This window comes from Pseudomonas sp. IAC-BECa141, assembly GCF_020544405.1.
Taxonomy (GTDB): Bacteria; Pseudomonadota; Gammaproteobacteria; order Pseudomonadales; family Pseudomonadaceae; genus Aquipseudomonas.
This window is the reverse complement of record NZ_CP065410.1, coordinates 3,587,123-3,611,360: the sequence shown is the minus strand read 5'-3', so window position 1 is coordinate 3,611,360 and position 24,238 is coordinate 3,587,123. Positions and strand designations below refer to the sequence as shown.

The 24,238-nt window shown below is 60.7% G+C and carries 18 protein-coding genes; 14 read left to right on the top strand and 4 right to left on the bottom strand.

Features of this window, described 5'->3' with window-relative positions; all coding sequences use genetic code 11:
- Positions 1–144 precede the first annotated feature (144 nt).
- The 5 genes from I5961_RS16275 to I5961_RS16255 all read left to right on the top strand — a co-directional run bounded on the left by I5961_RS16275 (position 145) and on the right by I5961_RS16255 (position 6,153).
- Positions 145–1,350 (top strand): NAD(P)/FAD-dependent oxidoreductase, encoded by a 1,206-nt coding sequence (locus tag I5961_RS16275; RefSeq protein ID WP_227232842.1) that lies wholly within the window; start codon positions 145–147, stop codon positions 1,348–1,350.
- Positions 1,351–1,642: 292 nt separating this feature from the next.
- The gene (gene fae / locus I5961_RS16270; RefSeq protein WP_227232841.1) at positions 1,643–2,155 is read left to right on the top strand and encodes a formaldehyde-activating enzyme; all 513 of its coding nucleotides are present in this window, start codon (positions 1,643–1,645) and stop codon (positions 2,153–2,155) included.
- Between the two features lie 10 nt (positions 2,156–2,165).
- Positions 2,166–3,200: an aldo/keto reductase gene (locus tag I5961_RS16265; RefSeq protein ID WP_227232840.1), complete on the top strand. Its 1,035-nt coding sequence runs from the start codon at positions 2,166–2,168 to the stop codon at positions 3,198–3,200.
- Complete coding sequence (locus I5961_RS16260; protein WP_227232839.1) at positions 3,197–4,630, top strand: NAD-dependent succinate-semialdehyde dehydrogenase; 1,434 nt, start codon at positions 3,197–3,199, stop codon at positions 4,628–4,630. The genes I5961_RS16265 and I5961_RS16260 overlap by 4 nt, the downstream gene beginning before the upstream one ends.
- A 158-nt stretch (positions 4,631–4,788) precedes the next feature.
- Positions 4,789–6,153 (top strand): MFS transporter, encoded by a 1,365-nt coding sequence (locus I5961_RS16255; protein ID WP_085703617.1) that lies wholly within the window; start codon positions 4,789–4,791, stop codon positions 6,151–6,153.
- A 10-nt stretch (positions 6,154–6,163) separates the two neighbouring features.
- Here I5961_RS16255 and I5961_RS16250 read toward each other — a convergent pair whose 3' ends face one another.
- Together I5961_RS16250 and I5961_RS16245 are read right to left on the bottom strand one after the other, a co-directional pair.
- Positions 6,164–7,039 carry a LysR substrate-binding domain-containing protein gene (locus tag I5961_RS16250; protein WP_227232838.1) on the bottom strand — a complete coding sequence of 292 codons (876 nt, stop codon included), beginning with the start codon at positions 7,037–7,039 and terminating at the stop codon, positions 6,164–6,166.
- Between the two features lie 221 nt (positions 7,040–7,260).
- A complete protein-coding gene (locus tag I5961_RS16245) occupies positions 7,261–8,439 on the bottom strand; it encodes a hypothetical protein (protein ID WP_227232837.1) in 1,179 nt (392 codons plus the stop codon).
- Between the two features lie 185 nt (positions 8,440–8,624).
- Here I5961_RS16245 and I5961_RS16240 point away from each other — a divergent pair, with 185 nt between their 5' ends.
- From I5961_RS16240 to I5961_RS16215, 6 genes are all read left to right on the top strand, one after another.
- Positions 8,625–9,557 (top strand): LysR substrate-binding domain-containing protein, encoded by a 933-nt coding sequence (locus I5961_RS16240; protein WP_085698267.1) that lies wholly within the window; start codon positions 8,625–8,627, stop codon positions 9,555–9,557.
- A 107-nt stretch (positions 9,558–9,664) separates the two neighbouring features.
- Complete coding sequence (gene aldA, locus I5961_RS16235; protein ID WP_227235611.1) at positions 9,665–11,089, top strand: aldehyde dehydrogenase; 1,425 nt, start codon at positions 9,665–9,667, stop codon at positions 11,087–11,089.
- 82 nt (positions 11,090–11,171) lie between these two features.
- Positions 11,172–12,491, top strand: a complete 1,320-nt coding sequence (locus I5961_RS16230; protein WP_227232836.1) for an MFS transporter — start codon at positions 11,172–11,174, stop codon at positions 12,489–12,491.
- 1 nt (position 12,492) lies between these two features.
- The gene (locus I5961_RS16225) at positions 12,493–13,710 is read left to right on the top strand and encodes a mandelate racemase/muconate lactonizing enzyme family protein (protein WP_085698269.1); all 1,218 of its coding nucleotides are present in this window, start codon (positions 12,493–12,495) and stop codon (positions 13,708–13,710) included.
- 174 nt (positions 13,711–13,884) lie between these two features.
- Complete coding sequence (locus I5961_RS16220) at positions 13,885–15,498, top strand: GMC family oxidoreductase (protein WP_227232835.1); 1,614 nt, start codon at positions 13,885–13,887, stop codon at positions 15,496–15,498.
- Between the two features lie 123 nt (positions 15,499–15,621).
- A complete protein-coding gene (locus tag I5961_RS16215; RefSeq protein WP_007950481.1) occupies positions 15,622–16,227 on the top strand; it encodes a DUF6338 family protein in 606 nt (201 codons plus the stop codon).
- A 142-nt stretch (positions 16,228–16,369) separates the two neighbouring features.
- Here I5961_RS16215 and I5961_RS16210 read toward each other — a convergent pair whose 3' ends face one another.
- Positions 16,370–17,269: a LysR substrate-binding domain-containing protein gene (locus tag I5961_RS16210; protein ID WP_085698272.1), complete on the bottom strand. Its 900-nt coding sequence runs from the start codon at positions 17,267–17,269 to the stop codon at positions 16,370–16,372.
- A 126-nt stretch (positions 17,270–17,395) separates the two neighbouring features.
- On the opposite strand from I5961_RS16210, the gene I5961_RS16205 reads away from it, so the two are divergent.
- Positions 17,396–18,763 carry an MFS transporter gene (locus I5961_RS16205; RefSeq protein WP_227232834.1) on the top strand — a complete coding sequence of 456 codons (1,368 nt, stop codon included), beginning with the start codon at positions 17,396–17,398 and terminating at the stop codon, positions 18,761–18,763.
- 23 nt (positions 18,764–18,786) lie between these two features.
- Positions 18,787–20,061 carry a glucarate dehydratase family protein gene (locus I5961_RS16200; RefSeq protein ID WP_227232833.1) on the top strand — a complete coding sequence of 425 codons (1,275 nt, stop codon included), beginning with the start codon at positions 18,787–18,789 and terminating at the stop codon, positions 20,059–20,061.
- 42 nt (positions 20,062–20,103) lie between these two features.
- Here the strand turns inward: I5961_RS16200 and I5961_RS16195 are convergent, their stop codons facing one another.
- Positions 20,104–20,988 carry a LysR substrate-binding domain-containing protein gene (locus tag I5961_RS16195; protein ID WP_227232832.1) on the bottom strand — a complete coding sequence of 295 codons (885 nt, stop codon included), beginning with the start codon at positions 20,986–20,988 and terminating at the stop codon, positions 20,104–20,106.
- Between the two features lie 159 nt (positions 20,989–21,147).
- Here I5961_RS16195 and I5961_RS16190 point away from each other — a divergent pair, with 159 nt between their 5' ends.
- Entirely contained in the window at positions 21,148–24,177 is a 3,030-nt protein-coding gene (locus I5961_RS16190) for an FAD-binding and (Fe-S)-binding domain-containing protein (protein WP_227235610.1), read from the top strand.
- Positions 24,178–24,238 lie beyond the last annotated feature (61 nt).

Here is a 24,238-nt window from a genome sequence, read left to right as displayed (position 1 = left end):
TGTCGGCGTTAAAGGCGACCAATACAGTCGCCGTTGTCCGGTGAGCAGCCTTCCGCACTCTTGAAAAATACAGATGTGTCCGCTCCCGATGATGTGAATCCTTCAACCTCATTCAGTGACTAGGCTTCGTGCCTGGAGAGAACAATGAAACAGCACATTCTGGTAATCGGCGCAGGTTTCGGTGGCATGTGGACGGCGTTGAGCGCCACGCGTCTGGTCGACATTCACAATCGGGACAACATCGACGTCACCGTACTGGCGCCGCAGGCCGAGCTGCGCGTTCGTCCGCGTTTCTACGAGCCGAACGCCCACACGCTGGCGGCGCCGCTAGGCGATCTGTTCGATGCGGTTGGCGTCAACTTCATCAAGGGCGCGGCGAACACCATCGACGTGCAGGCGAAAACCGTGGGCTACCTCGATGCAGCCGGTGCGCAACAGGTGTTCAATTACGACAAACTGGTGCTCGCCTCCGGCAGCGGCCTGGCCCTGACGGACACCCCTGGCGTGGCGCAATACGCGTTCGACGTCGACCAGATCGAAGCCGCCATCCGCCTGGAAAACCACCTGAAATCCTTGATCGACCAACCTGAGAGCCAGGCTCGAAACACCGTGGTCGTCGCCGGCGGTGGCTTCACCGGCATCGAAACCGCCACTGAAATGCCGGCGCGTCTGCGGGCCGTGCTGGGCGACGATGCCAACGTTCAGGTGATCATCGTTGACCGTGGGCAGAAAATTGGCGCGGCCATGGGTGAAGCGATCAGCGTGTCGATTGCCCAAGCAAGCGAAGAATTGGGTGTGGAATGGCGACTGGGTGTGTCGGTGCTGTCGGTCGATGAAAACGGCGTGACCTTGTCGGACGGTCAACGTATCGAGGCAAAAACCGTGGTCTGGACCACCGGCGTGCGCGCCAGCTCCCTGACCGAGCAGATTCCTGCCGAACGTGATCGTCAGGGTCGCCTGCACGTTGATGCCCATCTGAAAGTCATCGGCCAGGACGACATCTTCGCCACCGGCGACGTGGCTTATGCGGCCAGCGACGATATCGGCAACTTCGCCCTGATGACCTGCCAGCACGCGATTTCCCTGGGGCGCCACGCCGGCAACAACGTTGCGGCGCAGATTCTGGGTGTCGACCCTACGCCATACAGCCAGCCGAAATACGTGACCTGCCTCGATCTCGGCGCCTGGGGCGCGGTGTACACCGAAGGCTGGGATCGTCAGGTGAAACTGGTCAAGCAGGAGGGCAAGTCCCTCAAGATGCAGATCAACACCCAGTGGATCTACCCGCCAGCGGCTGACCGTGCCAGCGCGCTGGCGGCTGCGGATCCGATGATTCCTGTCGTCGCATAATCAGAGCCGTTCAAAAACATCCCGCTTTCGAGCGGGATGTTTTTTGCCGCCACAAAAGGCTATGACTAAAAGTCATTGCCCCATGATTTTTAATGGTTACGGCCGGCCAGATCCCCGGTGTTAAAAAATCGCAAACACAGCTCATCAATAACAACCAGAGAGCGTTTGCAGCCATGTTCCGATTCTTCCCTCGCGTCTCCCCACGTCCGTTATTGATCCCGTCGGCCTCTCGGCCCGCGTGAGCTGTCGATCACCCCAAAAAATCCCTCTGCATCGCAAAGAGTAATGACTGATGAAAGAACTCGACCTGTACATCGGTGAAGGTTTCGAAGGCCCGGGCGTGAACGCCGCGCACATCAACATCCTGATCGGCCCGCGCAATGGCCCGGCGGGGCAGGCGTTTGCCAACAGCCTGGCGTCGCCTAGCCAGGGCCATTGCCCGTTCATGGTGATCGCCCAGCCGAACATCCCGGTCAAGCCGATGACCCTTTACGTCAACAAAGCTGCCATCAGCAGCGACCTGCACGGCAATGCAACGTGGGGTGCCTCCCAGGCCGGTATTGCCAAGGCGGTGCTCGAATCGCTGCTCGACGGCACGCTGCCGCCGCAAGCCGAAGACGAGTGGGCGATCGTCACCGCCAACTGGGTCAACCCGGCGTGCGATGACCTCGATGCGGTCTACCTGAACAACTACAACGCCTGCCGCACCGCGATCCGCGCCGCCCTGACCGGCAAGCCGGAAACCGCGCAGCTCAAAGATGTGGTCAACCACATCAGCAACCCTTTCTACACGCCAAAAGCCTGAGGTCCGCGCCATGCAATACATCCGTTTGGGCAACTCCGGCCTGCAAGTTTCCCGTCTGTGCCTGGGCACCATGAACATGGGCACCCCGGACTGGAAACCGTGGATCTTCAATGAAAAGCAAAGCGAGCCGATCGTTGCTCACGCGCTGAACAACGGCGTGAACTTCATTGACCTGGCGGACTTCTATTCCGCCGGTGTCGGCGAGGAAGTAGTGGGGCGCATCGTCAAGCGTCTGGCCCGCCGCGAGGACTTGGTGATCACCACCAAGGTCGGCTACGGCACCCGCAACGGCATCAATGCCAGCGGCCATTCGCGCAAGCACATCATGGACAGCATCGATGCCTCGCTGAAGCGTCTGAATATGGATTACGTCGATGTGTTCATGCTGCATTACTTCGACGTGAACACCCCGGTTGAGGAAACCATGGGCGCACTGAACGACATCGTGTGTTCCGGCAAGGCACGTTACATCGGCGTCTCGACCATGCTCACCGGTCAACTGGCGAAAATCCTCATGGCCTGCGAGCGCAACGGTTGGGTCAAGCCGATCAACATGCAGCTGCAACTGAACTGCGCCTACCGCGAAGAAGAGCGCGAGATGATTCCGTTCTGCCGCGACCAGGGCATTGGCGTCTCGGTGTTCAGTCCGCTGGCCCGTGGTCTGTTGACCGGTGACGTGCAATCGACCCGCAACCAGACCGACTTCTTCACCCAGCAGATGTACAGCGACGAAGTCTCGTTCGAAATCGCTCATTCAGTACAACGCGTGGCCCGTGCCCGTGGCGTGTCGAACGCGCAGATAGCCCAGGCCTGGGTCGCCAATCATCCGGGCGTGGATTGCATGCTGGTCGGCGCCGACACCACCGCGCAGTTCGACAGCGCACTGGCCGCTCTGGAGACCAAACTCGATGCCGAAGAACTGCACGAACTGGAGCGCAACTATACCCCGTGCGATGTGATCAACGATTACACCGCCGGCAAACGCATCCTGCGCACGGCCCGTCCGGGGCTCGAACGCTTCACGTTGCAGGAGGCGGTGGCATGAGTGAATTGATCCGTCACGGCAACTTCATCGACGGTCAGTGGGGCCAGGGCGGCGCCACGTATCCGGTGCGTAACCCGGCCAATGGCGAGTTGATCACTGAGGTGCAAAAGGCCGGTGCCGAAGAAACCAACCTCGCCATCGAGGCGGCCAATCGTGCCTTTCCGGCGTGGCGCAAACTCACGGCCAAGGAACGCAGCCAGCGCCTGAAACGCTGGAGCGATCTGATGCTCGCCAACCAGCAGGGGCTGGCGACCTTGCTCAGCCGCGAACAGGGCAAACCGCTGGCCGAAGCGAAGGGCGAAGTGGTCTACGCCGCGAGTTTTCTGGAGTGGTTCGGTGAAGAAGCCAAGCGTGCCTACGGTGATGTGATCCCGAGCCACAAGGCTGATGCGCGGATCATCGTGACCAAGGAAGCCATCGGTGTGGTCGCGGCGATTACCCCGTGGAACTTCCCGCTGGCAATGGTTACCCGCAAGGTCGGCCCGGCGCTGGCGGCAGGTTGCACGATGATCCTCAAACCGTCGGAAGAAACCCCGTTGTCGGCATTTGCTCTGGCAGTGCTGGCCGAGCAGGCCGGGATTCCGGCCGGTGTGTTCAACATCGTTTCCGGTGATGCAGTGGCCATCGGCGGTGCGCTGCAAGCCTCCAGCGTGGTGCGCAAATTGTCGTTTACCGGCTCGACCCGCACCGGCAAATTGCTGATGCGTCAGGCCGCCGACACTCTGAAAAAGGTCTCGCTGGAATTGGGCGGCAACGCGCCGTTCATTGTCTTCGACGATGCCGACATCGATGCAGCCGTGAAGGGCGCGATGGCCTCGAAATTCCGCAACACCGGGCAGACATGCGTGTGCGTCAACCGCTTCTTCATTCAGGACGGTGTTTACGAAGCCTTCACCGGCAAACTTGCCGAAGCCGTGGCGGCGATGCGCGTGGGTAGTGCGCTGGACGGCGACACCGAGCAAGGTCCGCTGATCAACGCCGCTGCGCTGGCCAAGGTCGAAGCCCATGTGAGCGATGCGCTGGAGAAGGGCGCCACACTGTTGTGCGGCGGTCGTCGGCATTCACTGGGCGGCACGTTCTACGAGCCGACCATCCTTACCGAAGCCAGTGGCGACATGCTGATTGCCCAGGACGAAACCTTCGGCCCGGTGGCCGCGTGCTTCCGCTTCAGGGACGAGGCCGAAGTGCTGGCGCGGGCCAACGACACGCCGTTCGGTCTTTCCGCGTACTGCTACAGCCGCGACATCGGCCGGGTCTGGCGTATGGCCGAAGGGCTGGAAGCCGGGATGGTCGGCATCAACGAAGGGATCATCTCCACGGAGGTGGCGCCATTCGGCGGCATCAAGGAATCGGGCCTTGGGCGTGAGGGTTCGAAGTACGGTCTGGATGACTATCTGGAGATCAAATACCTGTTGATGGGCGGCCTCTAGGCCTCCCCGAACCCTGTGGGAGCGAGCTTGCTCGCGATGGCGTCAGGTCAGTTGGCAGTTCTGTCAGCTGACACTCCGCTTCGCGAGCAAGCTCGCTCCCACAATTGAACAGCAAGAGCAATCGGTTTCTCCGTCAATAACAACAATTGGAGACGAATATGTCCGCTCAACCCGTAAAGATCGATGACCTGCCCATCGGGCGCTTCCACCTCAAGATCGCCGGCCTGACCTTCGGCGCGCACTTTACCGACGGCTACATCCTTGGCCTGATCGGCATCGCATTCACCTTGCTCAGCCCGCAGATGCACCTGGATGCGTTCTGGCAGGGCCTGATCGGCGCATCGGCGCTGATTGGCCTGTTTCTCGGCAGTCTGTTTTTCGGTTGGATCTCGGACAAGGTCGGCCGGCAGAAAATCTTCCTGGTCAGTTTCGTGCTGATAACTGTCGCTTCGGTGATGCAGTTCTACGTCGAAACGGCCATGAGCCTGTTTCTCTGCCGGGTGTTGATCGGCATTGGCCTGGGTGGCGATTTCAGTGTCGGTCACGCAATGCTCGCCGAGTTCGCGCCGAAGAAACATCGCGGCGTGTTATTGGGTTCGTTCAGTGTGATCTGGACCTTCGGTTACGTGGCAGCGACCTTTGTCGGCACCGCCATGCTCAGTCTCGGTGACGATGCCTGGCGCTGGATGCTGGCGTCGTCGGCGATTCCCGCCGGGTTGATTCTGATCGCCCGAATCGGCACTCCCGAATCGCCGCGCTGGCTGGTCAATCAGGGCCGGGTGGCCGAAGCCCGTGCCATCGTCAAAAAGCATCTGGGCGACAACGTCGAGCTGGACGAAACCCGCTCCACGGAAACCCGCTCGGGCTACGCGGTGCTGTTCAGCCGCGAATACCGCAAGCGCACGGCGTTCAACTGCCTGTTCTTCGTCTGCATCGTCATGCCGTACTTCGCCATCTACACCTTTCTGCCGTCGATCCTGCAGAAGATGGGCCTGGCCGAAGGCTTCGGCACCGAGCTGATGCTCAACATGCTGCTGATCCTCGGCGCGTTGATCGGCATCTGGTGCACCATCAAATTCACCCGACGCGGGTTCCTGATCAACTCGTTCATCATTCTGGCGGTGGCGTTGTTTCTGCTGGCGGTGCTGCCGGGCAGTGCGGCGTGGCTTATGGTGCTGGTGTTCGGTGTGTTCACGCTGGTGTTGTCGGCGGTGAGCAATCTGGTGGGCGTGTTCCCGGCGGAAAGTTTCCCGACGGAAGTGCGGGCCAGCGGGATTGGTCTGGCGACGGCGGTGAGTCGTCTGGGCTCGGCGGTCAGCACGTTCCTGTTGCCGGTGAGTGTGGCAGGGATCGGGTTGAGCCCGACGATGGGGATTCTTGCGGCGATTCTGGCGATTGGTGCTTTGCTGTCCTGGGCATGGGCGCCGGAGACCAAGTCGTTGACGTTGAGTCAGGCGTGCAAGGCGCAGAGTCCGGTGGAGGTCGGTGTTACGCCGGTCGGGAAAGTCGCCACGCCCGTCTGATGAGTGCAGGTCAGGGGTTGCTGACAACCCCTAGCCACTCGGTAAACAGCTTGACTTTCGACAGGCCTTGCTTGTCATTCGCCACATCCAGCCAATAGCCATAAGGGCCGATCACCTCAATCGGGGTGATCGGCAGCAGGCTGCCGTTGGCCAGTTCCTTTTCGATCATCTGCCGGTCGATCACCGCCAGACCGCCGCCGGCCAGCGCAGTGTGGATCACCTGATCCAGGGTACTGAATTCCAGCCCTTGCCCGGCATCGATGTCATCCCGGCCCATCGCCGCCAGCCAGTTCTCCCAGACCTTCAAACGCTTGCCGTCGTGCAGGATGTGCAGCAGCGGAAACTGCCGCAGGTCCGGTGGCAGATCGCCGTTGAACAGCTCCGGGCTGGCCACTGCGATGTGCCGTTCCATCACCAACAATTGGCTGGAGCAATGGGGCGCTGCTGCGAGGCCGAAGCGGATGTGGCAATCGACTTCCGTAAGGCTGTCGTGGCCGATCTGGTTGGTCACGCTGAGGTTGATGTCCGGGTAGCGCTGGCAGAACGCGCGCAGGTGTGGCGACAGCCAGCGCGTGGCCCAGGTCGGCGGTGCGAGCACTTTCAAGCGCTGACGCAAGTTGGGCACGCGCACGGCTTGCAAGGCGCGCTCGATATGGTCGAAGGCTTCGGCCAGATGCGGGGAAAGATTGCTGCCGGCTTCGGTCAGTGACAGCCCTTGAGGCGTGCGCACGAACAGTGCCACGCCGAGGTAGTCTTCAAGCTGTTTGATCTGGCGACTGACCGCGCCCTGGGTGACGTTCAACCCGATGGCGGCCTGGCTGAAACTGCGATGACGGGCGACTTCTTCGAACACGCGCAAGGTGTTGAGCGAGGGCAGTTGACGCATGGAGGCGGAACTCCGGATCGGGCGGTTTATTGTTGTTTTGGAAAGTGGGCCTATCTGACTATTGGTGGTGGGCGGATGCAAGTGTTGTTTGGGCAGATGCCATCGCTGGCAAGCGAGCTCCCACAAGTATCAAGGTGACCACAAAGAGTGCGGCCAACATCAATCCTGTGAGAGCTGGCTTGCCAGCGATAGCTGACTGTCAGGCGCTGAAATATCGAGCGTCAGAAGTAATACCCGACGTTCACATATAACTGGTTCTCCCACTGATCCAGCCCGCCTGCGCCAAGGCTCTGGGTGTAGCTGCCGCCGCCGATGTACGGGTCGTTTTTGCCGAACAGCCATTCGGTCGCAACCCACAATTTACTCACGGAAAACGAGGTGCCGAGGATCATCCGCTCGGACGTCTTGAAGCCGCTGGCTGACTTGTCGAACGCGCTGTAGTTGGCGTACAGCTTGATCCCGCTGATCTGATCGAACAGATATTTGCCGCCCACGTCGTAACTCAGGTCGGCCACGTACAGATTGCCGCGACTGGCCACGTTGTAGGTGCCGTCGTAACCACCGAGGGTCACCAGTTCATCAGTGCCAGCGTTGCGTGGCGACATCTGCTGCCGCGCCGCCTGCAACTGCACGCCCCACGGGCCGTTCTTGCCTAGGTAATGCACGGCCACGGCGTTGCGTCGGCCGTCGTTGTCGGTGTCTTTGTTTTCGAGGGTCGAGGTCAGGCCGGAGATCCCGACTTCGGATTTCCAAGGCCCCAGATCCAGCGACCTGGCCACCCGCAGCACAACGGTGTTGCGTTCCTGGTTATCACTGCCGTCGGCCACATAACTGTCGGCCCCGGATACGACGCTGGAGTAGGTCACACCCTTGCTGGTGCCTTTGCCTTGCCAGGCCGGACGCAGGTAATAACCGGCCTGAACGTTCCAGGCGCCACTTTGCTGGATGTACTTGGCGCCGACCTGTTGCACGTCTTCCAGGCCGATGACGTTGCCCAGAGTCTCGTAAAACGTGCTGCCGAAGTACGGCTGCAAACCGAACGGCACGGTGTTCAGGCCGACCTGCACTTGCTGGTCGGGATTGAACTTGTAGCCGACCCACGCGAACTTGGCGAAACGGATGTCGCCGTAGTTCCTGGTGTACTGATACGGGTAGGAGCGACCGTAGAAGCGGTATTGCGCTTCGCCGATCCAGGTGTCGGAGTTGTATTTGGCGCTGAGGAACACCGTGTCGAGACCGAACTTCTGAATATCGCGATCCGGGTCCACGTCCCAACGGGCACGAATGGCTCCGCCAAGGTCGAGATTGTCGGTGACCTGGACCGCCATGGCCGGGGCGGCAATGCTGCAGAACAGAGCGATGGAGGTGGTGCGCAGGCGCAAAGATGCAGGGAAGGGCATGGAGCGGCTCTCGATTGTTTTTATTAGAGATGCCGCGCAGTTTTGCCATCCGCCCGTTGCAGAACAAACGATAAAAACGTCAGGGAAACCTGCGTCGAATGCATGTTACTCGGAAAATCCTGTAGGACAATTCGCCATCATCGTGGGATGCTTTGCACCTTGTCAGTGGTTTTCGAGTGCCTTGTATGAAACGCAAAATGCCCGGCCTGAATGCGCTCAAAGCATTCGAAGTGGCCGGCAGCACCGGCAGCTTTACCCGCGCTGCCGAGTTGCTCAATGTCACCCAGAGCGCGGTCAGCCGTCAGGTGCGGCAGCTGGAAGAACAGCTCGGCGAGAGTCTGCTTGAACGCCGCCATCACCATCTCGAACTGACCGGTGCCGGCAAGATTCTGCTGCGGGCGCTGCATCAGTCGTTCGACAAGATCGAGCTGACCGTGCGCAGCATCCAGCAGAAAACCCATGCCAACCGCCTGCACATCAACGCGCCACCAACGTTCACCAGCCGCTGGCTGATGCCGCGCCTCGGGCGCCTGCGCGAGCAGCATCCGGAACTGGAACTGAGCATCACCACCCGTTTACAGGACAGTCTGGCGGAAACCAGCACCCTCGATTGCGCGATCCGTTTTGGCGATGGCGAGTGGGATGGGCTCGACAGTTCACTGCTGATTCAGGAACGGCACATCGCCGTGTGCGCGCCGACCCTGTATGCGCGGGAGGGCGGCGAGCAGGGCATCGACCTCAATCGCCTGACCCTGCTGCATGTGCTGGCCCGGGAGGATCAGCGCTACCTGACCTGGAAGCATTGGCTCGACGCGGCGCGCATCAGCGGCGTCGATACCCAGGGCGGTTATGAATTCGACCTGCTGGATCTGGCGATTCAAGCGGCAGTCGATGGCTTGGGGATCACCATAGCCGACTGGCACATGGTCGCCTCGGAGCTGGCCAGTGGACAGTTGACCCAAGTGCATAACGTCCATGTCGAGGGTCACCAGTCCTACTGGCTGGTGACCCGTCCGGAACAGACGCAGATGCCGCAATTGCAGGCGTTCAGTCAGTGGTTGCAGGAAGAGATCTGGCTGGCGCAGCGCCAACTTGAGCCTTCGAAGGCGATTTCCTGAGTAACGTGCCTTTTTCGAATGTTTGATCGCCGGATAAATCGTTTGTTGAACCCGCTGTCGATGACAAGACTGGTGGCATCGATAAAAACAAACGATGGGCGATGCACATGCGAGTCGAGCGAAATTTTGTTAACGGCCACTTCATCGAGCCGGCCAGCGCGGCGCTGATTGCGGTCTACAATCCGGCCACCGAAGCGTTGATCGGCCAGGTGTCAGCCGCCACTGCCGAAGAAGCCTTGGCGGCAGTCGACGCTGCCGCCAAGGCGCAAAAGACCTGGGGCAAACTCACCAGCATCGAGCGCGCCGAGCACCTGCGAGCGTTCGCGGCTGCCCTTGAGGACCGCGCCGAAGCCATCGGCACCGCACTGGCCGCCGAGTCCGGCAAGAGCCTGAGCGACGCCAGCACCGAAGCCCGTTATGCCGCGCAGATCACCCGCTACCACGCCGAGTGGGCGCGCCGCATCGAAGGCGAGATCATTCCCAGCGACAGCCCTGAAGAAAACCTGTTCCTGCACCGCGAGCCGATTGGCGTCGTCGCGTGCCTGATTCCGTTCAACTACCCGGTCTACACCCTGTTGCGCAAAGTCGCTCCGGCGCTGATTGCCGGCAATACCGTGGTGGTGCGTCCGAGCAACAACACCCCGACGTCGGCGTTCGAAATCGCCAAAGCCGTGGAGCAATCGGGCATGCCAGACGGCGTAATCAATATCCTGACCATGGATCACGCCACCGCTGCAGCCGTTTGCGCGCATAAAGCCGTAGGCCTGATTACCCTGACCGGCAGCGTCAACGCCGGGCGCATCGTTCTCGACTACTGCAAGGCCAACATCGCCAAGCCGTCGCTGGAACTGGGCGGCAAGACCCCGGCAATCATCGAAGCCGACGCTGATCTCGAAACCGCCGCGAGCGCAATCATCGCCTCCAAGACCACTCACTGCGGCCAGTTGTGCACGGCAGTGGAGCGGGTCTACGTGCAGGAAAGCGTCTACGAGCGTTTCCTCGCATTGCTCAAAGCGAAGATCGCCGCGGTGAAGTTCGGTGACCGCGCCACAGATGCGAGCCTGATGGGCCCGCTGGTCAACGCCAGTTCGCAGAAGAACATTCACGCCATGGTCGAACGCGCGATTGCGGACGGCGCCATCCTCGAAAGCGGCGGTGTGTTGCCCGAAGGTCCGGGGCATTTCTACCCGCCAACGTTGCTTAGTGGTTGCCGTCAGGACATGGAAATCGTCCAGGAAGAAATCTTCGGCCCGGTGCTGCCGGTACTCAAGTACCGCGACATCGACGAAGCGCTGGCCATGGCCAACGATCACCAGTTCGGCCTGTCGTCGGTGCTCTACACCGAGAACTACCGCACCGCGCAGAAAGTCGCCAACGCCATCGAAGCCGGCGAGTTGTACGTCAACCGTACCCCGGCCGATCCGTATCAGGGCTACCACGCCGGCTGGAAACGCTCGGGCCTGGGCGGTGATGACGGCAAGCACGGCATGCTCGAATTCACCCAGACCCGCCTTGTGGTCATGAAGTACTGATCCACCGCAGCACGCCTCACGCGACACCTATAAAAACAATTATCAGGGGCGCCCGGAGCATGGGTCGCCCGAGGTCACTTCAATGTCCAAGCATGCATCCACTGCTGCCGCTGTTCAGGGTTCCAACTCGGCTTCGAAAAGCCGCAGCGACAAGGGAAGTCGCTATTTCCAGCTGATGTTGCTGGTGCTCGCCGCCGGTGCGATCTACCCGATCCTGTACCTGCGCCAGGTCTATCAGACGACCATGCTCGAGGTGTTCCAGATCAGCCACAGCGAGCTGGGCTATCTGTACTCGATGCTTGGGACGATTTTCCTGCTCAGCTACTTGCCGAGCGGCTGGCTGGCCGACCGTATCGCGCCGCGTTTCCTGATTTTCTTTTCGCTGGTGGCCACTGGCGCGCTGGGTCTGTGGTATTCGACGACGCCGTCGATGACCGGGCTGATGATCATCTTCGGCTGCTGGGGACTGACCACCGGCCTGACGTTCTGGGCCTCGGTGCTCAAGCGCGTGAAGATGATTGCCCATCACACCGAACAGGGACGTTTTTTCGGCATCCTCGATGGGGGGCGCGGACTGGTCGAAGCGCTGCTGGCAACGGTTGCGCTCGGGCTGTTCGCCTACGCCACCGAAACCCGTGGCGAGTCCACTGCCGAAGGTTTCAAACACGTGGTTTATCTCTACGCCTTCACCTGTATCGCCATCGGCTGTGTGCTGGTGCTGATCAAGGATCCGAAATCGATGGAGGACACGCCGCCGGTGGAGAAGGGCAAGTTCAACCTGTTCACGGACCTGGCGACGTTGGTGAAGATTCCTGAACTGTGGCTGGTTACCGCGATCGTGTTTTGCGGTTATCACATCTTCTGGGCCACCTACAGCTTCTCGGACTACCTGCAAGGCAGCGGCCTGACCGCCGTCATGGCCGGCACCATCACCACCATCAAACTGTGGATGCGTCCGATCGGCGGCATCGGCGGCGGCTGGCTGGGGGACAAGTTTTCGAACATCTCGGTGCTGATCGCCGCGCTGTTGCTGGCGAGTCTGGCAATCGTCGGGCTGATCGTGTTCCCGGCGCTCAACAGCATCGGACTGCTGATCGCGACAGTGATTTTCATCGGCCTGATGACCTACGCGATTCGCGGTCTGTACTGGGCGATCCTCGACAGCTGCAACATTCCGCTGCGCATCACCGGACTGGCCATCGGCATCGTCTCGGTGGTCGGTTACATGCCGGATGCGTTCATCCCGTTGATCAACGGCTACCTCACTGAGCATTTCCCCGGCGCCCTCGGCTACAAGCTCTATTTCGGCTACATCGCCGCTATCGGTCTGATCGGCACCCTGGCTGCCGTGACCCTGCGTGCCCGAATCAATCGCAAATCTCTGAAAAAGACAGGTGCCTGAGATGAAAATCGTCGCCCTTGAAACCCATATCGTCGCCGTACCGCCACCGCACATCGGCGGCATGTACTGGCTGTTCGTCAAGCTCAAGACAGACTGCGGCATCGAAGGTGTCGGCGAAATCTACGCCGCGACCTTCGGCCCCAAAGCCATGCTGCCGATCATCGAAGACGTGTTCGAGCGCTACTTGCTGAATCAGGATCCGCACCACATCGAACGCTTCTTTCGTCAGGCCTATTCGAGCGGTTTCACCCAGCGTCCCGACCTGACCATGATGGGCGTGGTCAGCGGTCTGGAAATGGCCTGCTGGGACATCATCGGCAAGGCTGCGAGCAAACCGGTCTACGAGCTGCTCGGCGGCAAGGTTCACGAGCGCCTGCGTTCCTACACCTACTTGTACCCGGTCAATAGCCGTGGCGAGTACGACTACGACGACCCGGACCTGGCCGCCGAATGCGCCATCGACAACATGAACAAAGGCTTCACCGCTGTGAAGTTCGATCCGGCCGGGCCGTACACCGCGTACTCCGGGCATCAGATTTCGCTGGAAGTGCTGGAGCGCTGTGAAACCTTCTGCCGCAAGATCCGCGAAGCGGTGGGCAACAAGTGCGATCTGCTGTTCGGTACCCACGGGCAAATGGTGCCGTCCTCGGCAATTCGCCTGGCCAGGCGCCTGGAGAAATACGATCCGCTGTGGTTCGAAGAACCGGTGCCGCCAGGACAGGAAGAAGCCATGGCGCAGGTCGCGGCCAAGACCAGCATTCCGATCGCCACTGGCGAGCGCCTGACCACCAAGTACGAATTTTTCAAGCTGTTGCAGGCCGGCGGTGCGTCGATTCTGCAGATGAACGTGGCGCGCTGCGGCGGCCTGCTCGAAGGCAAGAAGATTGCCAGCATGGCCGAGGCCTATTACGCGCAAATCGCCCCGCATCTTTACAACGGGCCGATTGGTGCGGCAGCGAGTTTCCAGCTCGCGGCCTGCACGCCGAACTTCCTGATCCAGGAAAGCATCGAGACCTGGGGCGGCTTCCACGCCGAGGTCCTGAAAAAGCCGTTGCAGTGGGAGGACGGTTACATCATCCCGTCCACCGAGCCGGGCCTGGGCGTGGAGCTGAACATGGACGTGGTGCGCAAGCATTCGCCGTACACCGGTGAGCGCCTGCACCTGCAAATGGCCTCGATCCCGGCCGACGTCAAAGACACATCGCCGGCCAAGGGCTGACGAGGTTTCTAACCCAACCGCAAGACCTGTGGGAGCGAGCTTGCTCGCGATAGCGTCAGTTCAGTCAGCATCAATGTTGAATGCGGCACCGCAATCGCGAGCAAGCTCGCTCCCACAAGGATAGTGCCTGGCTGACAGGCATTCTTTGTACAACGACTTACGCGGTAACCGTGCATGACATACGACTACATCATCGCTGGCGCAGGCGCCGCTGGCTGCGTGCTGGCCAACCGGCTTTCGGCCTCGGGCCAATACACGGTGCTGCTGCTGGAGGCGGGCGGCAAGGACAGTTCCCTGTGGTTCAGGATCCCGGTCGGCTTCGCCAAAATGTATTACAACCCGACCTTCAACTGGATGTATTACAGCCAGCCGCAAAAACAGTTGGGCAATCGCGAAATCTACGCCCCGCGTGGCAAGGTCCAGGGCGGTTCGGGCTCGATCAACGCAATGATCTACGTGCGTGGCCAGGCCCATGACTTCAACGACTGGGCGGCCAACGGCAACGACGGCTGGGCCTTCAAGGATGTGCTGCCGTACTTCCGCAAACTGGAAAACCATCCGCTGGGCGACAGCGAATACCACGGCGGCAGCGGCCCGATCAGCATCACCCCGATGACCGGCCAGACCCACCCGATCTGCGACGTGTTCCTCAAGGGCTGCGACGAACTCGGTTACCCGCGCAGTGACGATTTCAATGGGCCGAAATTCGAAGGCGCGGGCATCTACGACGTCAACACCCGCAATGGTCAGCGCAGCTCCAGCAGCTTCGCCCATTTGCACCCGGCACTGAGCCGGCAGAACCTGACGGTCGAGCATTACGCGCTGGTTGATCGAGTGCTGTTTGATGAGAGCCAACGGCGCGCCACCGGTATTTCCATCACTCAGCATGGTGTGAGGCGAACGTTCACGGCGCGCAAGGAAGTGATCCTGTGTGCCGGTGCGGTCGACACACCGAAGATCCTGCAACTGTCCGGCGTGGCCGATCGCATCCTACTGGCCAAACATCAGATTCCGCTGGTCAAACACCTGCCGGCAGTGGGGCATAACCTGCAGGATCACCTGTGCGTCAGCTACTACTACAAGGCCAACGTCCCGACTCTGAACGATGAACTCAGCTCGCTGTTCGGCCAGTTCAAACTCGGCGTGAAATACCTGTTGACCCGCAAGGGCGCGCTGGCGATGAGCGTCAATCAGGCCGGTGGATTCTTCCGTGGCAATTCGGAACAGAGCCATCCGAACCTGCAGCTGTATTTCAACCCGCTGTCGTACCAGATTCCGAAGAACAACAAGGCCAGCCTCAAGCCCGAGCCGTATTCAGGTTTCCTGCTGTGCTTCAACCCGTGCCGCCCGACCAGTCGCGGTCAGATCACGATTGCCTCGAAAAATCCGCGCGATGCGGCGTTGATCGACCCGAACTATCTGAGCACGCAAAAGGACATCGACGAGGTGATCCAGGGCAGTCGCCTGATGCGCAAGATCATGGGCGCGCCTTCATTGCAGGGCATCACGGTCGATGAAGTTCTGCCGGGACCGGCAGTGGAAAGCGACGAGCAGATGCTCCAGTACTTCCGCGACAATTGCGGCTCGATCTATCACCTGTGCGGCTCCTGCGCGATGGGGGCGGACGAGCAGACTTCGGTAGTCGACAAGCGCCTCAAGGTGCATGGCCTCGACGGATTGCGGATTGTCGATGCGTCGATCTTCCCGAACGTGACGTCGGGCAACACCCATGCGGCGGTGCTGATGGTGGCGGAGAAGGGCGCGGATCTGATTCTGCAGGACGCGTAATGCGCAGTGACACTTGATCGCAAGCGTCTTTCCTGCGTGCACTAGGCTTTGAATGCCGGCCCGTTATGGGCCGGCATTGCTGTTTCTGGAAGATTGTTTTTCTGATTCAAGGAGCGACCGATCATGGATGATCTGGTGAAAGAAGTGATTCCGCTGTTGCAGTACCTGATCCCGGGGTTCGTCTCGGCCTGGATTTTCTACACCCTGACGGCGTTCAAGCGGCCGGATACGTTCGGGCAGATTGTGCAGGCGCTGATTTTCACGTTTGTGATTCACGGGATGGTGCTGGGGGTTGGGGCGGTTTGTGTGTGGGTGGGGGAGAAGGGGTTTTCTGTAGGAAAATGGGATGCAAAAGCTGAAGCGTCGTGGGCATTTTTTGCTTCGCTGGTACTCGGGTTGTTGGCCTGTTGCCTGTCAGCCAATGGCAAGTTGCATCGTTGGTTGAGCAGCAGAAACGTCACGAAACAATCTTCCTACCCCAGTCAATGGTTCAGCGCATTTGCGAAATATGATCGCGTTATCACCCTGCATTTGGATGATGAAAGGCGCGTTCTAGGCTGGCCGGTGGAGTGGCCGCCCGAGTCATCCACCGGGCAGTTCCTTTTGCAATCACCGTGTTGGCTCAACAGCGATGGAACAGACGTGCCTTTTGGTGCCGAATTTTTGCTGATAGATTCCACGAAGGTTAAATGGGTTGAATTCAGCCCGATGTCAGAGGGTTCATCATGACCGCCAGAGCGCCACAACCTATGCCGCCGCACGTCGCGCGCCTGTTCTACGGGCCAGATGGGAAACAGTTGGAAAAACCATTGATCAAGGGGCCAAAGGCACCGCCACCGCTGAAATATCCCCCGTCAATGCATAACCATTCCTAACCCCATCCATCCTTCACCGCCCGGCGAATGCCTTCCAGCAACATCGCAAACGCCGGGTTGTCGTTGTTCTCCCGCCAGATCAGATGCAGTTCGCTCTGTACCCCTTCGCCCAGGTCGATCTCGCGAAACACCACATTCCTGAACACCACACTGGTCGCGCAACGCGGCACCAGTGCCAGCCCCATGCCCGCATTGACCAGCGCCAGAATCGTCAAGGAAGAGCCCAGCCACTGCACGTAATCCGGAGCAACCCGGGCCGAGCGCAGCATGCCGGTCAGCAATTCGTTGAACGGCGGATAGGCTGCGTGGGAATACATCAGGAACGGCTGCCCATCCAGGTCCTTCACTGACACATCGTCGGCGTTCGCCAGTCGATGACCACTCGGCACCGCCAGCACAAACGGCTCTCGCACCAGGCACTCAGTGGCGTAACCGGGCTCCAGCAACGGCGCGCGGACGATGCCCAGATCGATGCGTCGGGCGCGCAGGGCTTCGTGTTGCTGGTAGGTGTTCATTTCGGTCAGGTCGATCTTCACCTGCGGCTGCTTGAGGCGCGCCTCGGCGATGACCTTGGGCAAGAACTCATACACCGCGCTGCCGACAAAACTGATGTTCACCGAACCGATATCACCCTCGGCAAAACGCCGGGCAGTGACCGCAGCCTGTTGCGCGCGCTCCAGCAGATTCTGCGCCTCGATGAAAAATGCGCGGCCGGCAGCGGTGAGCGCCACGCTGCGTGTACTGCGGGTAAACAGTTCGACACCCAGGTGATGCTCCAGCAACTGGATCTGCCGGCTCAATGGCGGTTGGGTCATGTTCAGCCGTTCGGCGGCACGGCGGAAATTCAGTTCGGTGGCGACGGTAGTGAAGCAGCGCAGCTGGGTCAGTTCGAACATTGATCTAATCCGGGTATCAATCGAATGCAAAGTTAGATTAGACGGGATCAATGGCTCCGTCCATGATCGCTCTACGCCTCAAAGGCCGCCGCTATCCCAACAAAAACAAAGATCGGGAGTCGCCCCTTGAATACCCTCCAGAGTTCACCGGACATCACGGTACTCGCCCGCGCCGCCGCCAAGGTCAAGCGTCATGTGCTGCCGCTGTTCGTGGTGATGTTCATCGTCAACTACATCGACCGGGTCAACATCGGTTTCGTGCGCAGTCATCTGGAAACCGATCTGGGGATCGGCGCTGCTGCATACGGCCTCGGCGCCGGTCTGTTTTTTATCGGTTACGCCTTGTTTGAAGTGCCGTCCAATATGCTTCTGCAACGCTACGGCGCCCGCGCCTGGCTGACGCGGATCATGTTCACCTGGGGCGCGGCGGCGATGGCCATGGCGTTCGTCAAGGGTGAAACCAGTTTCTATGTGTTGCGCTTCATATTGGGCGCTGCCGAGGCCGGGTTCTTCCCTGGGATCATTTATTACTTCACCCAATGGCTACCGGCCTCGGAGCGCGGCAAGACCATGGCGGTGTTTCTCAGCGGATCGGCGATTGCCTCGGTGATTTCCGGCCCGGTGTCCGGTGCTCTTTTGCACATCAGCGGTCTGGGCCTGCACGGCTGGCAGTGGATGTTCCTGATCGAAGGCGCTGCGTCGGTGGTGCTCTGCGGGTTTGTCTGGTTCTGGCTGCAATCTCATCCGCGCCAGGCCAAGTGGCTGAGCGAGGAGGAGCGCGAGGCACTGGTGGCCGCGATCACCGAAGAACAACGTGCACGCGAAGCAACCCACGTCGCCAAACCTTCGATGTTCAAACTGTTGGCGGACCGGCAGATCGCGCTGTTCTGCTTCATCTACTTCTCCATCGCCCTGACCATCTATGGCGCCACGTTCTGGCTGCCGAGCATGATCAAGAAAATGGGCAACCTCGGCGACTTCCAGGTCGGGCTGCTCAACTCGGTGCCGTGGATCATTTCCATCGTCGCGATGTACGGCTTTGCGGCAATGGCGGGCAAGTGGAAATTCCAGCAGGCGTGGGTCGCGCTGACCCTGGTGATCGCCGCGTTCGGCATGTTCATGTCCACCACGGGCGGGCCGATTTTCGCCTTCGTCGCCATCTGTTTCGCGGCCATCGGCTTCAAGGCAGCCTCGGCGCTGTTCTGGCCGATCCCACAAAGCTATCTGGATGCGCGCATCGCGGCGGCGGTCATTGCGTTGATCAACTCCATCGGCAATCTCGGCGGCTTCGTTGCGCCGACCGCGTTCGGTTTTCTGGAGCAGACCACCGGCTCCATTGAGGGCGGCCTGTATGGCCTGGCGGCGACCTCGCTGGTAGCGGCAGTAGTGATCTTCTTCGCCCGGATGGCACCCGGCGCCAAGGGCAAAACCCCGGCAAAACCTGAACCCGAAAACGCCGTCGCGCCGACGGCCAACCCGGTGGCGAGCCACTGATTCCGTCTCAAAGGAGCGTCATTTTGAAAATCACTCGCGTCACCGTCACTCCCATTGCCTTCCGTGATCCGCCGCTGCTCAACGCCAGTGGCATCCACGAACCGTTCGCTCTGCGCTCGATCATCGAAATCGAGAGCGACAACGGCTACATCGGCCTCGGCGAAAGCTATGGCGATGCTCCGGCGCTGGCGATCCAGCAACAGCTGCAGTCGCAGTTGATCGGCCTCGATCCCTTTAATCTCAATCAGCTGCGTCGGCTCGTTCAGGCGACGGTTGCTGCCAACAAGCCTGCCAGTCTGGCCGGTGCCGAACTCGCGCCGGGTTCCCACGCCAGTAAAGCGGTGAGCAACGCATATTCGGCGTTTGAAGTGGCGTTCCTCGACTTGCAGGCCCGCTACTTGAATGTGCCGTTGGTGGACCTGTTGGGCGGGGCGGTGCGCGATGAAGTGCCGTTCAGTGCGTACCTGTTTTTCAAGTATGCGCAGCACGTCGATTCGCCGTACAAGCCGGACAACTGGGGCGAGGCGCTGAACGAGCAGCAGATCGTCGCCCAGGCTGCGCGGATGATCGAGGCCTACGGTTTCAAGAGCATCAAGCTCAAGGCCGGCACGCTGCCGCCGGAGCGCGAAGTGGCGTGCATCAAGGCGTTGAAAAAGGCCTTCCCCGGTTATCCGTTGCGCATCGATCCCAACGGCAACTGGTCGCTGGAAACCTCGATCCGCATGGCGCAGTTGCTGGGCGACGATTTGCAGTATTACGAAGACCCGACCCCGGGCCTCGACGGCATGGCCGAGTTGCACAAACGCACCGGGCTGCCGCTGGCGACCAACATGGTGGTCACCGATTTCGACGAATTCCGCCGCAGCGTTGCGTTGAACAGCGTGCAGATTGTCCTCGCCGATCACCATTACTGGGGCGGCCTGCGCGACACCCAGACCCTGGCGAAAATGTGCGACACCTTCGGCCTCGGTGTGTCGATGCATTCCAACTCACACCTGGGCATCAGCCTGATGGCGATGGCGCATGTGGCGGCCGCGGTGCCGAATCTGGACTACGCCTGCGACACCCATTACCCGTGGCAGGAGCCGGATGAAGAAGTGATCAAGGGCGGCAAGCTGCCGATCGTCGATGGCTGCGTGAAGATCACTCGTACACCGGGCCTCGGGCTGGAACTGGATCACGATCAGCTCGGCAAGCTGCATGATCAGTACCTGACCTGCGGCATCCGCCAGCGCGATGATGTACGGCAAATGCAGCGCTACAAACCTGACTGGAAAGCGCTGAAGCCGCGATTCTGATTGAGCAAAACCAGAGGGCGTCGAACGGCGCCCTCTGTTGTTTCAGAGCGTGCGCATCAACCAGTCGCGAAACGCCTTCAACGACGCCAACGATTCATTGCGCGCCGGGTACACCAAGTAATAGCTGCGCCGACTGCTGATCGGCTCCCCCAGTTGCACCAGCTCACCGCTGTGCAGCTCATCCTCCACCAGAATTCTTGGCACCAGCCCGATCCCGATATTGGCGCGCACAGCCTGGATCAAGTGCGAGGTCATCTCGAAGCTCGGACCGATGCGCATACTGCGATGGGGCAGGGCGTGATGGCTGAACCACTCGGACCAGGCCTGAGCATTACTGCTGACGTTGAGCAGCAGTTGCCCGGCAATATCTTCGTCTGCCGCACGACGCTCGGCATCGGACAGCTGCGCACTGGCAATCACCACCAGTTCTTCGGTGTGCAGACGGTGGGCGGTCAGCCCTGGCCAGTCGCCGCCGCCGACGCAGATCGCGGCGTCGATTTCGCTGGTGTCGAAGTCGATGGTTTCGATGCGTGAATGCAGGTGCACCGTCATGCCGGGGTGCGCGGTGTAGAAATCCTTCAAGCGTGGCAGCAGCCATTTTGAGCCGAAGGTCGGCAGCGTCGCCAGGCGCAAACTGTGAATGCCCGAGCCAAACGCCATCGCCTGCAACGTCGCGCTGCGAATCTGGCCGAGGGCTTCGGACAGTTCGCGTTGGTACATGCGCCCGACGTCGGTGAGAATCACCCGCCGGCCTTCGCGGCTGAACAGGCGCATGCCGAGCATCTTTTCCAGAATCTGCACCTGACGGCTGACCGCGCTTTGGGTCAACGACAGTTCGTGAGCGGCGCGGGTGTAGCTTTCATGGCGCGCGGCGGCTTCAAACGCCAGCAGCAACGACATCGAGGGAGTGAGAGTTCGCGGATTCATTCGTTTTAGTCATGGATTGCGGGTCGATTTTACGGTTGTCCCGGCATCGCTCTGCAATGAACATAAGGCCTATGAGATGGCGGGAGCGTGACGCAATCATTCATTGCGCACAACTGTTCACCGCCACACGGCCCGTTTTTGACCGAGATTGCACGCCCGATGATTGCCCAGCTGTCGCCTTCCACTGCGTTGAACACCGACTACCAGCAGTTTCTCAAAGCCCTTGAAACCGGCGGTTTTCGTGGCGAGATCAGCGCCGATTACGCCAGCCGCGTGGTGCTGGCCACGGACAACTCGATCTACCAGCGCTTGCCGCAAGCGGCGGTATTCCCGCGTGACGCCGACGACGTGGCGCTGCTCGCGCGCCTGATCGCCGAGCCGGCTTACCAGAAAGTCGTGATCACGCCTCGTGGTGGCGGCACCGGCACCAACGGCCAGTCGTTGACCGACGGCATCGTCGTCGACCTGTCGCGGCACATGAACCGCATTCTTGAAATCAACGTTGAACAGCGCTGGGTACGGGTGCAGGCCGGCGTGGTGAAAGACCAGCTAAACGCGGCGCTGAAATCCGCCGGACTGTTTTTCGCTCCGGAACTGTCCACGTCGAACCGCGCCACCGTCGGCGGCATGATTAACACCGACGCCAGCGGCCAGGGCAGCTGCACCTACGGCAAGACCCGCGACCACGTGCTGGAACTGCACATGGTCCTGCGTGGTGGCGAGCGTTTGCACGGCCGCCCGTTGGAAGAAAGCGAACTGGCAGCGGAATGCGCGCGTGAGGGCCGGGCCGGTGAGGTGTATCGCTGCGCGCGGCAGATCATCGATGAGCAGGGCGAGCTGATCCGGGAAACCTTCCCCGATCTCAACCGCTGCCTGACCGGTTACGACCTGGCGCACCTGCGCGAGGCTGACAACCGTTTCAACCTCAACAGCGTGCTGTGCGGCGCTGAAGGTTCGCTGGGGTTTGTGGTCGAGGCCAAGCTCAACGTGTTGCCGATTCCCAGGCACACGATGCTGGTGAACATTCGCTACGCCGGCTTCATGGATGCCTTGCGTGATGCCCGGGCGTTGATGGCGCTCAAGCCATTGTCGATCGAAACCGTCGACTCCAAAGTGCTGTTGCTGGCGATGCAGGACATCGTCTGGCATGGCGTCGCCGAGTACTTCCCGGAAAGCGCCGAGCGGCCGACGCTGGGGATCAACATGGTGGAGTTCTGCGGCGACGATCCCGAGGAATTGCAAGGCCGGGTCGAAGCCTTCGTCCAGCATTTGGGCACCGACGCCACGGTCGAGCGCCTGGGCCATACGCTGGCCGTCGGGCATGCGGCGGTGAACCGCGTTTATGGCATGCGCAAACGCGCGGTGGGGTTGCTCGGCAACGTCGCCGGTGAAGCGCGGCCGCAGCCGTTTGTCGAAGACACCGCCGTGCCGCCGCAGCATCTGGCCGAGTACATCGCCGAACTGCGCGAGCTGCTCGACAGCCATAAGCTGCAATACGGCATGTTCGGCCACGTCGATGCCGGCGTGCTGCACGTGCGGCCGATTCTCGACATGAAGGACCCGCAACAAGCCGCGCTGGTGCGCCCGGTGTCGGACGGCGTCGCCGCGCTGACCCAGCGTTACGGCGGTCTGTTGTGGGGCGAGCACGGCAAGGGCCTGCGCTCGGAATACGCGCCGGCCTTCTTCGGCGAGTTGTACCCTGCGCTGCAAGCCTTGAAGGCGGCGTTCGATCCGTTCAACCAGTTCAATCCTGGCAAGATCGCCACGCCGTATATCCCCGGCGCTGCATTGCTGAAAATCGACGAAGTGACCCTGCGCGGCGAACTGGACCGACAGATCGACGAGAAAGTCTGGCAGGACTACGGTGCGGCGATGCACTGTAACGGCAACGGCGCCTGCTACAACTTCGATCCCGACGATGCCATGTGCCCGTCGTGGAAAGCCACTCGCCAGCGCGCGCAGTCGCCCAAGGGTCGCGCCTCGCTGATTCGTGAATGGCTGCGTTTGCAGGGGGAGGCGGGTGTTGATGTATTGGCCGATGCCAGCCGTCGTCCGCCGTTTTTCAGTACGTTGCTGCAGCGTTGGCGCAACAGCCGTGCGCAGGAAAAGGACTTCTCACATGAGGTGTACGACGCCATGGCCGGGTGCCTGGCGTGCAAGTCCTGTGCGGGGCAGTGCCCGGTGAAGGTCAACGTGCCGGACTTCCGTTCGCGATTCCTCGAGTTGTACCACACCCGTTACCTGCGGCCGGCGCGGGATTATCTGATCGCTTCGCTGGAATACACGATTCCGTACATGGCGCGGATTCCGTTTCTCTATAACGGTTTGATGGGCGCCTCGTTCAGCCGTCGCTTGATCGAGCGTCTTGGCGGCATGGTCGATGTGCCGTTGCTCAGCCGTTTCGATTTCCACGCGGCGATGCGTCGCTGGCAGGTTCAGTCGGCGTCGGTCAAGGTGCTTTCGGCGCTGACCCAGGCGCAACGTGAGCGCAGTGTGGTGCTGGTGCAGGATGCGTTCACCCGATACTTCGAGGCGCCATTGCTGGCGGATCTGATCGAGCTGATTTCGCGACTGGGTTATCAGGTTTACTTGGCGCCGTTCAGCGCCAACGGCAAGCCGCTGCATGTGCAGGGTTTCCTCTCGGCGTTCAATCGTGCGGCGTTGCGCAATGCCGGACAGCTGCGCGCACTGGCCGAGGTTGGTGTGCCGCTGGTGGGACTCGACCCGGCCATGACCCTGGTCTATCGCCAGGAGTATCTGAAAGTGCCGGAGATGGAGAAATGCCCGGAGGTGGCGCTGGTGCAGGAGTGGTTGCTCAAGGTCATGCCGGAGCAGACCGACCAGCGCCGCGCCGACACCTTCCGCCTGCTGGCGCACTGCACCGAGAAAACCAACGCCCCGGCCGCCACCCGGCAATGGGAGCAGGTGTTCGAACGTGTCGGCCTGAAGCTGGCGACCCAGGCCACCGGCTGCTGCGGCATGTCCGGCACTTACGGACATGAAGCGCGCAATCGCGAGACGTCGGCGGTGATCTACGAACAATCCTGGGCCAAGCAGATCGAGGCCCCGGCGGAGAAGGGCGAGGCACTGGCCACCGGCTATTCCTGCCGCAGTCAGGTCAAGCGCCAGGCCGATCGACAACTGCGCCATCCGTTGCAGGTCGTGCTGGAAGTCTTGCGTAAAGCGTGATCGCTGTTTGAGAACCGCTAGCGATTGGATCGGTTTTTCATGTTATAAGGTAACGCAAATT

Bases quoted from the DNA above. Each gene is read 5' to 3' on its own strand.
- aldA (WP_227235611.1), top strand. From the start codon at position 9,665: ATGCGAGTCGAGCGAAATTTTGTTAACGGCCACTTCATCGAGCCGGCC.
- I5961_RS16225 (WP_085698269.1), top strand. From the start codon at position 12,493: ATGAAAATCGTCGCCCTTGAAACCCATATCGTCGCCGTACCGCCACCG.
- I5961_RS16215 (WP_007950481.1), top strand. From the start codon at position 15,622: ATGGATGATCTGGTGAAAGAAGTGATTCCGCTGTTGCAGTACCTGATC.
- I5961_RS16265 (WP_227232840.1), top strand. From the start codon at position 2,166: ATGCAATACATCCGTTTGGGCAACTCCGGCCTGCAAGTTTCCCGTCTG.
- I5961_RS16255 (WP_085703617.1), top strand. From the start codon at position 4,789: ATGTCCGCTCAACCCGTAAAGATCGATGACCTGCCCATCGGGCGCTTC.
- I5961_RS16245 (WP_227232837.1), bottom strand. From the start codon at position 8,439: ATGCCCTTCCCTGCATCTTTGCGCCTGCGCACCACCTCCATCGCTCTG.
- I5961_RS16240 (WP_085698267.1), top strand. From the start codon at position 8,625: ATGAAACGCAAAATGCCCGGCCTGAATGCGCTCAAAGCATTCGAAGTG.
- I5961_RS16220 (WP_227232835.1), top strand. From the start codon at position 13,885: ATGACATACGACTACATCATCGCTGGCGCAGGCGCCGCTGGCTGCGTG.
- I5961_RS16230 (WP_227232836.1), top strand. From the start codon at position 11,172: ATGTCCAAGCATGCATCCACTGCTGCCGCTGTTCAGGGTTCCAACTCG.
- I5961_RS16190 (WP_227235610.1), top strand. From the start codon at position 21,148: ATGATTGCCCAGCTGTCGCCTTCCACTGCGTTGAACACCGACTACCAG.
- I5961_RS16195 (WP_227232832.1), bottom strand. From the start codon at position 20,988: ATGAATCCGCGAACTCTCACTCCCTCGATGTCGTTGCTGCTGGCGTTT.
- I5961_RS16250 (WP_227232838.1), bottom strand. From the start codon at position 7,039: ATGCGTCAACTGCCCTCGCTCAACACCTTGCGCGTGTTCGAAGAAGTC.
- I5961_RS16275 (WP_227232842.1), top strand. From the start codon at position 145: ATGAAACAGCACATTCTGGTAATCGGCGCAGGTTTCGGTGGCATGTGG.
- fae (WP_227232841.1), top strand. From the start codon at position 1,643: ATGAAAGAACTCGACCTGTACATCGGTGAAGGTTTCGAAGGCCCGGGC.
- I5961_RS16260 (WP_227232839.1), top strand. From the start codon at position 3,197: ATGAGTGAATTGATCCGTCACGGCAACTTCATCGACGGTCAGTGGGGC.
- I5961_RS16210 (WP_085698272.1), bottom strand. From the start codon at position 17,269: ATGTTCGAACTGACCCAGCTGCGCTGCTTCACTACCGTCGCCACCGAA.